Below are 13,397 nucleotides of genomic sequence, written 5' to 3' on the forward strand. Positions count from 1 at the left end.
CTCCTGGAGACCAAGAATCTGTTTTTCCTAAAGTTTGCTGACTTTTTTAGGGAGGATCAGGCCGCAACAGCGTGAACTCCTTCACGCCGGCGAAATCCGCCTTCGCATAAGTTCTTGAATCATATAAGCTTGTCGTTGGGTAAGGACGACCAGGAGGGGATTTGGCACTTGCTGCCGGCAGCACGACGCGTCTCTGGACGCTTGTCGCGAGGGAGTTCTGGCGCAAGACGCGCCGGCGCCTGCGTGCCGGGCCTGTCTATCGCTGGCGCTATTCCGGCCGCACGCCCGAACGCGTCCTGATCGCGCCGCCTGACCTGAGGCTCGCCGATCCGCAGATCGCACTCGAGATCTATTACGGCCGCTATCCACTGTCGGGACATATGGTCGAGACCGGCGGCAAGTCACCCTTCCAGATCAACGTGCCCAATCGCGGCTGGCAAAAGACACTGCACGGTTTTCGCTGGCTGCGCCATATGCGCGCCGCCGGAACCGAGCTTGCCGCCGCCAATGCCCGCGCGCTGGTTTCCGACTGGATCGCCATACACGGCAACCAGATTTCCGGCATAGCCTGGGAGCCCGGCACCACCGCCAAGCGGGTCATTGCCTGGCTGCAGCATTCCTCGGTGGTGCTGCAGGGTGCGGAATTTCCCTTCTATCGCGCCTTCCTGAAATCGCTCGCCGTGCAGATCCGCTATCTCCGGTCGATGGCGCGGGAGATGCCTGACGGCAAGGACAGGCTGCGCGCCCGCATCGCGCTCGCCTTTGCCGCTTTGTCGCTGCCGGCGCCGGCCTCGGCGCTGCGCAGCGCCACCCGCAACCTGGCGGAAGAGCTCGACCGCCAGATCCTTCCCGACGGCGGCCATATTTCGCGCAACCCGATGACGGTTCTGGAGCTTCTCGCCGACCTGCTGCCGCTGCGCCAGACCTATGCCAACCAGGCCGAGACGCCGCCGCCGGCGCTGATGGGCGCCATCGACCGCATGCTGCCGGCGCTGCGCTTCTTTCGCCACCAGGACGGCAGCCTCGCCCGCTTCAACGGCATGGGCGCCACCATCCACGACCGCATCGCCACCATCCTGCGCCACGACGACACGGTCGGCGCGCCGCTGCTGCATGCGCCGCACTCGGGTTATGAACGCCTGTCGATGGGTGGCGTGACCGTCATCGCCGACACCGGCCTGCCGCCGCCGATCGATGTTTCCAACGCGGCGCATGCCGGCTGCCTTGCCTTCGAACTTTCGTCCGGCCGCCAGCACTATGTCGTCAATGCCGGCATCGACACCTACGGCGCCGCCGAATTCCGGCCGCTGGCCCGCGCCACGGCCGCGCACTCGACCGCCACCATCAACGACACCTCGTCGGCGCGTTTCAGCCATTCGCTGCGCGTCAACGATCTCTTGGGCTCGCCGCTGATCGGCGGTCCGCAGCATACGCCCTGCAAACGCACCGACCAGAAGGGCAGCCAGGGTTTCATCGCCCGCCACGACGGCTATGCCGCGCGCTTCGGCTTCCTGCACGAGCGCGAGCTGACGCTGACGGCCGACGGCAATGTACTGACCGGCAGGGACCGCTTCCTGCGCCCCGGCAGTGCTGCGATCCGCAACAACGGCCGCGACTTCGTCACCGTGCGCTTCCACATCCATCCCGATGTGGAACTGCTGCAGGACGAGCATGACCGGCTGGTGCTGACCGGCGACCAGACCGACACTTGGGTGTTCACCTGCAAGGAAGTCACGCCGGAAGTCGAGGAATCGATCTATTTCGCCGGCCTCGGCGGCCCACGCCGCAGCCGCCAGATCGTGCTGGCCTTCAAGGCCTCTGAGATATCGGAGGTTCACTGGCAGCTGACCAGGACCAGCATCGCCGGCTATCCCGAAAACAACTGACTGTCTGCCGTGACGAAGCGCCCGGCTTGATTTCCGGGCCTCATATGCTACGGCCCGATCACGCTTCCCAATCCAGTCGTGAAAGGCCGCCAGCCCATGGCCGTCGCCAGCAAAAACATTCCAGCGCCCGACCTCGTCCCGATCCGTCGCGCGCTGCTGTCCGTCTTCGACAAGACCGGCCTCATCGATTTCGCCAAGGCGCTCGCCGCGGCCGGCGTCGAGCTGGTCTCCACCGGCGGCACCGCGAAGGCGATCGCCGAAGCCGGCATGGCGGTGCGCGATGTGTCCGAGCTGACCGGCTTTCCCGAGATCATGGACGGTCGCGTCAAGACGCTGCATCCGTCGGTGCATGGCGCCCTGCTCGGCATACGCGACGATGCCGAGCATGCCAGCGCGATGCGGACCCACGGCATCGAGCCGATCGACCTCGTTGTCTCCAACCTCTATCCGTTCGAGGAGGTCCGCCGCTCCGGCGCCGGCTATGCTTCGATTGTCGAGAACATCGACATTGGCGGCCCGGCGATGATCCGCGCCTCGGCCAAGAACCACGCCTATGTCGCCATCGTCACCGACCCCGGCGACTATGCCTCGGTGCTCAACGCGCTGGAGATGAATATCGGCTCGCTGTCGCTGGATTTCCGCAAGAAGCTGGCGGCCAAGGCCTTTGCCCGCACCGCCAGCTACGATGCGGCGATCTCCGGCTGGTTCGCCGAGGCGCTGGAGATCGAGCATCCCACGTGGCGCGCCTTCGGCGGCCGGCTGGTTGAGGTCATGCGCTATGGCGAGAACCCGCATCAGGGCGCCGGCTTCTACGTCAATGGCGACAAGCGGCCGGGCGTCGCCACCGCTCGCCAGCTGCAGGGCAAGCAACTTTCCTACAACAACATCAACGACACCGACGCCGCCTTCGAACTGGCCGGCGAGTTCGACCCGGCCCGCTCCGCCGCGATCGCCATCATCAAGCATGCCAACCCATGCGGCGTCGCCGAGGGCGCTTCGCTGAAGGCGGCCTATGCCAAGGCACTGGCCTGCGACCCGGTCTCTGCCTATGGCGGCATCGTCGCCATGAACTGCATCCTCGACGCCGAGGCGGCCGAGGAGATCGTGAAAACCTTCACCGAGGTGATCATCGCGCCCGACGCCTCGGAGGAAGCGGTTCGCATCGTCGCCGCCAAGAAGAACCTGCGCCTGCTGGTCGCGGGCGGCCTGCCCGATCCGCGCGCCGCCGGCACGACGGTCAAATCCGTCGCCGGCGGAATGCTGGTCCAGGGCCGCGACAATGCGGTGGTCGACGACCTCAAGCTGAGTGTGGTGACGAAGCGCGCGCCGACGCCGGCCGAGATGGCCGATCTCAAATTCGCCTTCCGCGTCGCCAAGCACGTCAAGTCGAACGCCATCGTCTATGCCAGGGACGGCGCCACCGTCGGCATCGGCGCCGGCCAGATGAGCCGAGTCGATTCCTCGCGCATCGCCGCCCGCAAGGCGCTCGATTCAGCCGAGGCGGCCGGGCTGGCGGAACCGCTGACCAAGGGCTCGGTCGTCGCCTCCGATGCCTTCTTCCCCTTCGCCGACGGGCTGATGTCAGCGATCGAAGCCGGTGCCACCGCCGTCATCCAGCCGGGCGGCTCAATGCGCGACGATGACGTCATCGCCGCCGCCGACGCGCATGGCATCGCCATGGTGTTTACCGGCGTGAGGCATTTCAGGCACTAGAGCAATTCCAGGAAAAGTGTGAAACGGTTTTCCGTCCGGAATTGCGTCAAAACAAAGAGATAGAGCGGTTCGGCGTTTCCGTGAAACGATGAACCGCTCTAGGCGCCGGCAGGGAGGCGTTCTGAGAATTCGCTCCGCTGAGTCGGATGGCGTGGTTTTCGAGAACCGAAGCGGAGCGGACATTCAAGTCCGTGAGCACCGGAGGCGCAGAAAACCGCGTCAGGCGGCCAGCGGAGTAGAATTATCGAACATCTCTCATTCCACCGGCTGGTCGGCCGGATATGGCGTCCTGATCAAGATCGCCATGCCGACGCCCAAGAACAGCACGATCGCCGCCATGCCGAGCCGCGATGAACCGCTGGCCAAGGTGATCGTTGCCACCATGAAGGGTGCGGCAAAACTGGTCGCTCGACCGGCCAGCGCATAGATGCCGAAATAGCGGCCCGATTCAGCGGCGGTGACGCTGCGCGCCATATAGGAGCGCGATGAGGCCTGCACCGGACCGAAGGCAAGCCCGATCAGCAGGCCGTAGAAGATATAGGCCTTTTCAGCCGGCGTGCCGAACAATCCGCCGCTATCGGTTTCGGGCATCATCCAGGCGCCGAACAGCGTGTAGCCCGGGCCGGTCGAGACGATGCCGATCGTGGCGATGCTGAGCAGGACCAGCGAGATAAGCACGATGGTCTTGGAGCCAAGCGCCGTATCGAGACGTGCCGCAACCAGGCAGCCGACAATGGCGACGACATTGAGGATGATGCCGAACATGCCGATCTCGGTGATCGACCAATGGAACATTGCCGCGGCAAAGGTGCCGCCCAGTGCCAGCAGTGCGTTGACGCCGTCCTGGTAGATCATGCGGGCGATGAGGAACCGAAAGATGCCGCTGCGCTGGCGCACTTCGGCGAGCGTCGACTTCAGCTCCGACAGCCCCTCGCGCACCGCCGGCCCGATCGCAATGCCCCTGATGGCGTCCGGCGTGAAGAAGAACATCGGCAGGATGAACAGGAAATACCAGCCGGCCGAGAGCGGTCCGGTGGCCCGCGCATCCTCGCCAAGTTTCGGATCGAGCCCGAGGATGGGATCGAGGCCGATGATGGTCTTGCCGGTCTCAGGCGAGCCGGCCATGCAGGTGACGACGAAGATCAGCGCGATCATGCCACCGAGATAGCCAAGGCCCCAGGCCATGTTGGAGATGCGGCCGATCTCGCTCTTCGGCACCAGCCGCGGCATCATCGAATCGTTGAAGACAGTCGAGAATTCCGCCGCAACGGAGGCGATCGAAAACAACGCCACGATCAGGAAAAGGTTCGAACCGGGCGCGGCGAACCAAAGCAGGGTCAGACTGGTGATCTTGATCGCGGCGAAGAAGGCAATCCACGGCTTGCGCGGCCCGGTCTGATCGGCGATCGAGCCGAGAATCGGCGACAGCACGGCGATAACCAGGCCCGCCGCGGCTATGCCGTAACCCCAGGCCGCCTGACCCGTCTCCGGATCGCTGGCCATGCGCGAAACGAAGTAGGGCCCGAAGATGAAGGTGGTGACGACGGTGAAAAACGGCTGCGCCGCCCAGTCGAACAGCATCCATCCCCAGATGCCGCGTCCCGATGCCCGCTGCACTGCTACCTCGGTCATGTCCCCTCCCGCAAAACGGCGCCCGAAGCAGGGCGCCGTGTAGCTCTATAGCGCAGTTCCTGCGGGCAATCTCGTCCGATCTGGCTCACATCCCCGTCAGATCGCTCATCAGCCCCGAGGCGACCGACAGCCGCGACACGGTGATGTCGCCGCCTTCGGTTAGTGCCTGCAGGCGCTCGCGGATGCGCCCGACGCGCTCGCCGCCGGCCTCCAGCCAGGCCGCCACCGGGTCGGCCGCCTTGGCATGGCCGGTGAGTGCGGCCACCGCTATGCCGCGCCTGGCCGCGCCGATCGTGTCGGTCGCGCGGGAAAGAGCCAGTTGATCGTAGTAGTCCGAAGGCGTGATCGAGCGTGCCGCATCCTCGACTCGCGGGATGCGGAAGGCGTCGCTGACGGCGAAGAAGGCCTTGGCGGCGGCGACGATATCGGCATTAGCCGTGCGCGCCGTCAGCGCGATGTCGGGGATCAGCTCCGCAACATCGGTCAGCGCCAGCTGCGCGGCAAGCTTTTCCGGCGCGCCGGCCTTGAACAGGCCATGCCGCCGCTCCTCGATCCGCTCGCGCGAGAAGGCCGGCAGCAGCGAGGCGAGTTTCGGCTCTAGCGCCTTGCGTGCCTCCTGCAGCTCGGCAATCCGCTGGCCGAGCGCCGCCGTGCCGGCTTCGTTCTTAAGATACCAGCCGCTTGTCACGAAGATAAGCCGACTAATTGACTGGTAGAGGTCGAGCTGCACCTGGCCGTCGATCTGGTTGTCGAGCGCGTCGATCTCGCTGTAGAGCGCCGCCAAGGCAAAGCCGTCCCGCACCACGGCGAAGGTCCGCACCACGTCGGCGGCGGTTCGGCCGGTGGCTTCCTGCAGCCGGTTGACGAAGGACGGCCCGCCGCGATTGACCAGGTCGTTGGCCAGGACGCGTGTGATGATCTCGCGGCGCAGCCGATGGCCGCGGATCTCGGCGGCGTATTTCTTCGCCATCCGATCCGGGAAGTAGCCCATCAGGTCCCTGTCGAAATGTGCATCGTCCGGCACGTCGCTGGCGACGATGTCGGAGAACAGCACGATCTTGGCATAGGCGAGCAGCACGCCGAGCTCGGCCCTTGTCAGCGGCTCGCCGCGCGCCTCGCGCTCGGCGAGGGCCGCCGGCGACGGCAGCGTCTCGACCGCACGATCGAGCAGGCCGCGCGCTTCGAGCGCCGACATGAACCGGCTCTGATGCGCGATATCGGCCAGCCCGCGCTTGCGCGCCATCGAAAGCGCCAGCGTCTGCTGGTAGTTGTTGGATAGCACCAGCCCCCCGACCTCGTCGGTCATCTCGGCCAGCAATTTGTTGCGCGCCGGCCGGGTCAGCGATCCCTTGCGCATGGCCGAGGCCAGCGCGATCTTGATGTTGACTTCGACGTCCGAGCAGTTGACGCCCGCCGAATTGTCGATGGCGTCCGAATTGCAGCGGCCGCCGGCGAGCCCGAACTCGATGCGCGCCCGCTGCGTCACGCCAAGATTGGCGCCCTCGCCGATGACCTTGGCGCGCACGTCGAGCGCGGTGATGCGGATCGCGTCATTGGCGCGGTCGCCGACATCGGCATTGGTTTCGGTGGAGGCCCTGAGATAAGTGCCGATGCCGCCGAACCACAAAAGATCGACCGGCGCCTTGAGGATGGCGTTCATGATCTCGACCGGCGTCGCGGTGGTCTTGCCGAGGCCGATCGCCGCGGCGGCCGCCGCCGGCAGCGTGATCGACTTCTGGCTGCGCGAGACGATGATGCCGCCTTCCGACAGCTTGGTCGTGTCATAGTCCTGCCAGCTTGAGCGCGGCAAAGCGAACATGCGCAGGCGTTCCGCCATCGAGGCCGCCATGTCCGGATCGGGATCGATGAAGATGTCGCGATGGTCGAAGGCGGCGATCAGCCGCGTCTGCGGCGACAAGAGCATGCCGTTGCCGAACACATCGCCCGACATGTCGCCGACACCGACGACGGTGAAGGGTGAGGTCTGGATGTCGCGGTTCATCTCGCGGAAATGCCGCTTGACCGCTTCCCAGCCGCCCTTGGCGGTGATGCCCATCTTCTTGTGGTCGTAGCCGGCCGAACCGCCGCTGGCGAAGGCATCGTCGAGCCAGAAGCCGTGCTTCTCGCTGATGGCGTTGGCGGTGTCGGAGAAGGTCGCGGTGCCCTTGTCGGCGGCGACCACGAAATAGGGATCGTCCTGGTCGCGCCGGACCACGCCGGCCGGCGGAATGACCTCGTCGATGCCGATATTGTCGGTGATCGACAACAGGCTGGAGACGTAGTTCTTGTAGGCCGAGGTGCCGGCTTCGAAGATCGCGTCGCGCCCGGCGCTCATCGGCAGCTTCTTCGGATAGAAGCCGCCCTTGGCGCCGACCGGCACGATGACCGCGTTCTTGACCTGCTGCGCCTTGACCAGGCCGAGCACCTCGGTGCGGTAGTCCTGGGCGCGGTCCGACCAGCGCAGGCCGCCGCGCGCCACTGGACCGAAGCGCAGATGCACGCCTTCGACCTCCGAGCCATAGACGAAGATCTCCCGCCACGGCCGTGGCGCCGGCAGCCCATCGATCGCCTGCGAGTCGAGCTTGATCGCCAGCGACTGGCCTTTCGCTTTCGTATCGGCAACGAAATGATTGGTGCGCAGCGAGGCTTCGATCAGGTTGAGGTAGCGGCGGATGATCGTGTCGTCATCGATGTTGGGCACCTCTTCCAGCGCATCCCTGATCTTGGCTTTCAGGTGCTTGGCCGCCACCACGCCTTCCGTCTCGGCTGTCGGCCCGAGGCGGGCGACGAACAGCGCATGCAGGCCGCGTGCGATGTCAGGATAGCGGTTGAGGGCTGCGGCGATGAAATCCTGGCTCTGCGGGATGCCGGCCTGCTGCAGATAGCGGCCGTATGCGCGCAGGATGGTGACTTCGCCGGACCACAGGCCGGCGGTCTGCGCCAGGCCGTTATAGCCGTCATTGTCGATGTCACCGCGCCAGACCGACAGGAAGGCGTCCTCGAACAGGCCGCCGCCATCGCCGAGATCAATCGGCTTGCCGTAGCTGTTCTCCAGCTCCATGTCGTGGATGAAGACCTTGTCGGCCGCTTCCTCGCCGACCTCGAAGGTGCGCTCGCTGATGACGCGGAAACCGATATTCTCCAGCACCGGCACCCGCCGCGACAGCGCCACCGGACTGCCGTGGTGATAGATTTTCAGCGCCGCCTGCTGCGGCTGCTGGTCGGCATGCCGGTAATAGTCGATGGCGATCGGATTGGCGGCACTGATTTTGCCGATGCGCCCGGCATCGGCCAGCGCCACCGCCGGCGAGAAACTATCCCTATAGCTTTCCGAAAAGCGCGCAGCGATGGCCGTCATCGCTGCATCCGCGCCGGTTTCGGCCGCAGTTTCGCGCAGCGCGTCGTCCCAGGTGCGCACGATGTCGCGGATCGCCGCTTCGATCGTCGCCTGCTCGACCTTCGGCGTCTTGCCGCCAGAGCGGCCGATGATGAAATGCACGCGCGCCAGCCCGCCCTCCGGGAAGGCCGGGTAGTAGGCCGACAGCCGGCCTTCGAACACGGTCCTAAGATAGGCGCCGACCTTCTCGCGCACCACGCTGTCGTAGCGGTCGCGTGGCACGAAAACGAGGATCGAGACGAAACGGTCGAACTGGTCGGCGCGCACCAGCGCCCTGACGCGCGGCCGTTCGATCAGCCCCAGAATGGCTTCGGCGTGCTTCCTGAGGATCGGAATCGGAACCTGGAATAGCTCGTCGCGCGGATAGCTTTCCAGCACGTTGATCAGCGCCTTGCCGGAGTGATCGCCGGGATTGAAGCCGGATTTGGTGATGACGGTCTCGGCTTTCGACCTGAGATAGGGGATCTTCATCACCGAGCGCGTGTAGGCGGTCGAGGTGAACAGGCCGACGATGCGCAGTTCGCCCGAAAGCGTGCCTTTTGCGGTGTAGGTCTTGACGCCGATGTAATCGAGATAGATGCGCCGGTGCACGGAAGACTTGGCGTTGGCCTTGGTGACGATCAGCGGTTCGGGCCCATGCAGGAAGGCGCGGATTTCCGGCGTCGTCGTCACCGCTTCGGTGCCGCGCCTCAAAACCAGCACGTCCGGATCGGACAGGATGCCGAGGCCGGGCTTCTCGGCGCGCTCCAGCGTGCCGCTCTTCTCGCCACCGGTATATTTGAACTCGCGCATGCCGAGGAAGGTGAAATTGTCGTCGCGCAGCCATTCAAGGAAGGCGATCGCCTCGGTGACATGCGCCTTGTCGAGCGGCACCGGCGCGTAGCGGAATTCGGAGATCGCCTGGTCGAGGCGGGCCAGCATCGGCTTCCAGTCGGTGACTGCGGCGCGCACGTGGCCCAGCAGCTTCCTCAGCCGTCCGGCCAGGGCCTCGGCCTGGTCGGCGGACAGGCGGCCGATATGGACATGGACGACGCTCAGCCGGTCATGGCTGAGATCGCCCTTGGCAAAGCCGCCATCGCCGAGGATCTCATCGACGCCGCTCTTGCCGTGCCTGACGACGACGACCGGATGGGTGACCAGCAGCGGCTCGCCGGCGCCCTCGGTGATCTCGCCGAGAATGGAATCGAACAGGAACGGCATGTTGTCGTTGACGACGGTGATGATCGTCATCGGCCGGCCCTGGCGCACGACCCCGCACTCGACGTCTATGGCGACGACGCAGTCGCCCTTCCTGTGCCTGGCGATGGCGCGTCCGGCCAGATCGGCGGCGCGTTCGAGGTCGGCGGGATCATAGGCGGCGACGTCTTCGGCCGGTGCCCGGGCAAGCAGGTAATCGGCGAGCCTGCCGGCTTTTTCGCTCCCCTTTGCCGCGTCTTTCTTTGCCGGACTCGCTTTTTTGGACTGGCTTCCTGTTTTGAGGCTGGCCATGGTGTCAAATCCCTCCCGTCATATGCTTTTGCGACTATGGTAGCAGATGACCGGTATTTGGCGACAAAGGTTTGACGGCTTGCGAAGAAATATCGCAGCGCCGAAACTGACCGCCGAACGAATGAGGAGGAATGCCGATGACCGGCAAGATTATGGCGCTCGACCTTGCTCCGGCGGAACTGAGCGAGGCGACAAAAGCCTATTTCGCCAAATGCCAGGAGAAGCTCGGCCTCGTTCCCAATGTACTGCTGTCCTATGCCTTCGACGAAAAGAAGCTGCGCGCCTTCACCGACATGTACAACGACCTGATGCTGGGCGACTCCGGCCTGTCGAAGCTGGAGCGCGAGATGATCGCGGTCGTCGTCTCCTCGATCAACCATTGCTACTACTGCCTGACCGCGCATGGCGCGGCGGTGCGTCAGCTTTCCGGCGACCCGATGCTCGGCGAGATGATGGTGATGAACTTCCGCGCCGCCGACCTGTCGGACCGGCAGCGCGCCATGCTCGAATTCGCGGTCAAGCTGACCGAAGAGCCGGCAAAGATCGTCGAGGCCGACCGGGCAGCGTTGCGCAAGGCCGGTTTCTCCGACCGCGACATCTGGGACATCGCCTCGACCGCCGCCTTCTTCAACATGTCGAACCGGGTGGCGGCAGCGATCGACATGCGGCCGAACGACGAATACCACGCCATGGCGCGGTGAAACATGACAGTAGACACTACAGGCAAGTGGTGGGTTGGCAGCGAACCGAGCGACATTGCTGAATTCCTGAGAGGCTATGCCTCCGAAGGGTATGAAGTCGACGAGTTCCGACTTGCGCGATGCAGATGCGGTTTCACATCGTTTCTTCTCGATGCCGATGACGATGAAGGCGTGGCGCGACGAACATGCACGGTCTGCGGGTCCGAACATTTTATCTGCGACAGTCAGGAGTTTTGGGACGAATCCGAGCCGGAACGCTGGGTGTGTATTGAATGCGATTCCGAAGCCGCAAACATCGGAGTCGGGTTTTCCAACTATCCGAAACGTGGCGGCGTCCGCTGGCTCTACGTTGGGGTTCGATGCTCGGCTTGCGGCGTCTTGGGTTGTTTCGCGGGGTGGAAAGTAGGCACGTCGGATAGCATGGACCTGCTGGATAAAGTCTAGTAGCTCACCACTTCGTATATCAGCGATTACGCATTCTCGTTGCGTGTTCGTCTATTTGGTCCGATGATCAGCGAGCGGCATGGACCGCATGCCGGTTCGATGCCGCTGATCAAGGGAGGAGAACATGGCGAAGTTTCTCTACGTCTATCATGGCTCCGGCAAGATGCCGACCGACGAGGCCGAGCGGAAGGCCGCAACGGATGCCTGGACCGGCTGGTACGGCAAGCTCGGCTCGGCCGTGGTCGACGGTGGCAATCCGGTCGGCATGTCGAAGATGGTGCTGCCCGGCGGCAAGGTCGAGAACAATGGCGGCAGCAATCCGACCGCCGGCTACACGATCGTCGAAGCCAAGGACATCGACGATGCCGTCGCCAAGGCCAAGGACTGCCCGATCCTGATGGATCCGGCCTTCAGCGTCGAGATCGCGCCGATCATCGAAATGATGTGACGGGTCAGGATCGCGCCGCAATCGCCGCGGCGGCGCCGGCCATGGTGCCGGCGCTGACGCGGTTGGCGATCTTCATCGCCCGCTTGCTCTTCAGCAGCCTGCGCGCCTGCGCCGCGGCGAGCACCCAGGCAAGATCGATGGCGATTAGGACAACTGCCATGGTCGCCGTCAGCTCGACCCAGCCGACGACGCTGACCGAGGCGAGGTCGATGATCGTCGGCAGCAGCGCCAGATAGAACATCATGATCTTGGGGTTGCCGAGCGTGACCGCCATGCCGGCGAGGAAGAGCTTTGCCGGTGAATCCTCGCTCGGCATCTCGCCTTCCTTCGCCTCGACCGGTGCGGTCCACATCTTCCAGGCAAGATAGACGAGATAGGCGACGCCGATCCATTTCACGACGACGAAGGCGAAATGGAAGGTCTGTGCCACCACAGCCAGCCCGAACACCGCCAGCGACAGCCAGATGCCTTCGCCGATCCACATGGCGAGCAGGAACGGGAACACATCGCGGAATCCTTTGGCGATCACCCGCGCCACGAGGGCGGCGATCGATGGACCGGGCGAGCCGGCTGCGACGAAAAGAGCGGCGGCAAAGATCAGGAGCGACGTGAGCTGCATGTCTCTGTTTGAGACATTCGACCCAAAACTAGCGCAACTGGTCCGGAGACGGTAGCGCCGGAAAGAGAGACTTGCTGGACCACCCGCCCAAAGGCTAGAAATGCCGCCCCGACACGATTTTCGAGTTTCACTTTGCCTACGTAACCGCCGGTCTCGTCAACTCCCCCGACACAGTGCATGGCGTCGCATCCGCGATGCCTCTTTCATTTCATGTGTTCCTCAGGGTGGCGGTTCGAGACCGGTTTGGCACTGCTGAACCGCTGTCGCGCGCAAGCCGCCCGTGACGCCAGTTTTCCAATCGCCGCAGCCTCTCGCCACGCCGTGCCCGCATGGGCTCTCGACATCGCCGGTCTGACGAACTTCCCGACGGGAAGGATTTTTCGGCATGTCCGGTTACTTGCGTATCCGCTGGGCGATCGCGCCCAAATTCGCGCCTCGACCCCTCATCAATTGCAACCGTTGCGGCAGCACCAAGCCGTATCAATGTAGCGAGAAATTCCGCGTCAACGCCAACGGCAAGCGCATCGACGCCTGGCTGATCTATCGTTGCATCGATTGCGACAATTCCTGGAATTTCGGCATTCTGGAGCGGTGCAGTCGCCGCGACATCGAGCCTGCCCTGCTGCAGGGTTTCGAAAGCAACGACCCTGTGCTGGCGCGCCGCCATGCCTTCGATGTCGTAGCACTGCGTAGCCGGGTCGGGCGCGTCGAGGAGTTTCCCGAAGTCGCCGTCGACAAGCAGACCCATGGCGACGCACCGGAAGTCACAAGCGCCTTGGAACTCCAGCTCGGGTTGGAAATGGTCATCTCTCTACGGCTGGACCGGCTGCTCGCCAGCGAGCTCGGCATCTCCAGGTCGAGGCTTCAGACGCTGGAAGAGAGGCAATTGCTGACCATCGACCCGGAAGGGGCCAAGGCCCTGCGCAAGCCGGTGCGAACCGGAACGGTGATCCGCATCGATCTGTCCGGCGAACCCGATTGCGAAGCCATCATTGCGGCTGCCGGCGGATGAGCCGGTAAGCATGCAGTCGGAAGAGCATCCGAGGTGACGATCGGAGCGCCCGGCAGG

General features: G+C 64.4%; 9 protein-coding genes. 6 read left to right on the forward strand and 3 right to left on the reverse strand.

The window, feature by feature from the left end; all coding sequences use genetic code 11:
* Positions 1-161 precede the first annotated feature (161 nt).
* Together ACSQ3Z_RS02060 and purH are read left to right on the forward strand one after the other, a co-directional pair.
* Entirely contained in the window at positions 162-1,886 is a 1,725-nt protein-coding gene (locus ACSQ3Z_RS02060; RefSeq protein ID WP_436169730.1) for a heparinase II/III family protein, read from the forward strand.
* Between the two features lie 96 nt (positions 1,887-1,982).
* Positions 1,983-3,599 (forward strand): bifunctional phosphoribosylaminoimidazolecarboxamide formyltransferase/IMP cyclohydrolase, encoded by a 1,617-nt coding sequence (gene purH, locus ACSQ3Z_RS02065; protein ID WP_436169731.1) that lies wholly within the window; start codon positions 1,983-1,985, stop codon positions 3,597-3,599.
* Positions 3,600-3,854: 255 nt separating this feature from the next.
* Here purH and ACSQ3Z_RS02070 read toward each other — a convergent pair whose 3' ends face one another.
* On the reverse strand, positions 3,855-5,231 hold the full coding sequence (locus ACSQ3Z_RS02070; protein ID WP_436169732.1) for an MFS transporter: 1,377 nt from the start codon (positions 5,229-5,231) through the stop codon (positions 3,855-3,857).
* 85 nt (positions 5,232-5,316) lie between these two features.
* The gene (locus tag ACSQ3Z_RS02075; RefSeq protein ID WP_436169733.1) at positions 5,317-10,116 is read right to left on the reverse strand and encodes an NAD-glutamate dehydrogenase; all 4,800 of its coding nucleotides are present in this window, start codon (positions 10,114-10,116) and stop codon (positions 5,317-5,319) included.
* Between the two features lie 137 nt (positions 10,117-10,253).
* On the opposite strand from ACSQ3Z_RS02075, the gene ACSQ3Z_RS02080 reads away from it, so the two are divergent.
* From ACSQ3Z_RS02080 to ACSQ3Z_RS02090, 3 genes are all read left to right on the forward strand, one after another.
* The gene (locus ACSQ3Z_RS02080) at positions 10,254-10,817 is read left to right on the forward strand and encodes a peroxidase-related enzyme (protein ID WP_436169734.1); all 564 of its coding nucleotides are present in this window, start codon (positions 10,254-10,256) and stop codon (positions 10,815-10,817) included.
* Positions 10,818-10,820: 3 nt separating this feature from the next.
* On the forward strand, positions 10,821-11,261 hold the full coding sequence (locus ACSQ3Z_RS02085) for a hypothetical protein (RefSeq protein ID WP_436169735.1): 441 nt from the start codon (positions 10,821-10,823) through the stop codon (positions 11,259-11,261).
* Positions 11,262-11,385: 124 nt separating this feature from the next.
* Entirely contained in the window at positions 11,386-11,709 is a 324-nt protein-coding gene (locus ACSQ3Z_RS02090; protein WP_006201224.1) for a hypothetical protein, read from the forward strand.
* A gap of 4 nt (positions 11,710-11,713) precedes the next feature.
* On the opposite strand, the gene ACSQ3Z_RS02095 is transcribed toward ACSQ3Z_RS02090, so the two are convergent.
* The gene (locus ACSQ3Z_RS02095) at positions 11,714-12,328 is read right to left on the reverse strand and encodes a LysE family translocator (RefSeq protein ID WP_436169736.1); all 615 of its coding nucleotides are present in this window, start codon (positions 12,326-12,328) and stop codon (positions 11,714-11,716) included.
* A gap of 385 nt (positions 12,329-12,713) precedes the next feature.
* On the opposite strand from ACSQ3Z_RS02095, the gene ACSQ3Z_RS02100 reads away from it, so the two are divergent.
* Positions 12,714-13,340 carry a DUF1062 domain-containing protein gene (locus ACSQ3Z_RS02100; protein WP_436169737.1) on the forward strand — a complete coding sequence of 209 codons (627 nt, stop codon included), beginning with the start codon at positions 12,714-12,716 and terminating at the stop codon, positions 13,338-13,340.
* Positions 13,341-13,397: the final 57 nt, after the last annotated feature.

The sequence above is a fragment of the Mesorhizobium sp. LjNodule214 genome (genome assembly GCF_964252735.1).
In the GTDB taxonomy this organism is placed as follows: Bacteria; Pseudomonadota; Alphaproteobacteria; order Rhizobiales; family Rhizobiaceae; genus Mesorhizobium.

Excerpts from the sequence above, each read along its gene's own strand:
- ACSQ3Z_RS02100 (WP_436169737.1), top strand. The coding sequence starts at position 12,714 with ATGTCCGGTTACTTGCGTATCCGCTGGGCGATCGCGCCCAAATTCGCG.
- ACSQ3Z_RS02070 (WP_436169732.1), bottom strand. The coding sequence starts at position 5,231 with ATGACCGAGGTAGCAGTGCAGCGGGCATCGGGACGCGGCATCTGGGGA.
- ACSQ3Z_RS02075 (WP_436169733.1), bottom strand. The coding sequence starts at position 10,116 with ATGGCCAGCCTCAAAACAGGAAGCCAGTCCAAAAAAGCGAGTCCGGCA.
- ACSQ3Z_RS02090 (WP_006201224.1), top strand. The coding sequence starts at position 11,386 with ATGGCGAAGTTTCTCTACGTCTATCATGGCTCCGGCAAGATGCCGACC.
- ACSQ3Z_RS02085 (WP_436169735.1), top strand. The coding sequence starts at position 10,821 with ATGACAGTAGACACTACAGGCAAGTGGTGGGTTGGCAGCGAACCGAGC.
- ACSQ3Z_RS02080 (WP_436169734.1), top strand. The coding sequence starts at position 10,254 with ATGACCGGCAAGATTATGGCGCTCGACCTTGCTCCGGCGGAACTGAGC.
- purH (WP_436169731.1), top strand. The coding sequence starts at position 1,983 with ATGGCCGTCGCCAGCAAAAACATTCCAGCGCCCGACCTCGTCCCGATC.
- ACSQ3Z_RS02095 (WP_436169736.1), bottom strand. The coding sequence starts at position 12,328 with ATGCAGCTCACGTCGCTCCTGATCTTTGCCGCCGCTCTTTTCGTCGCA.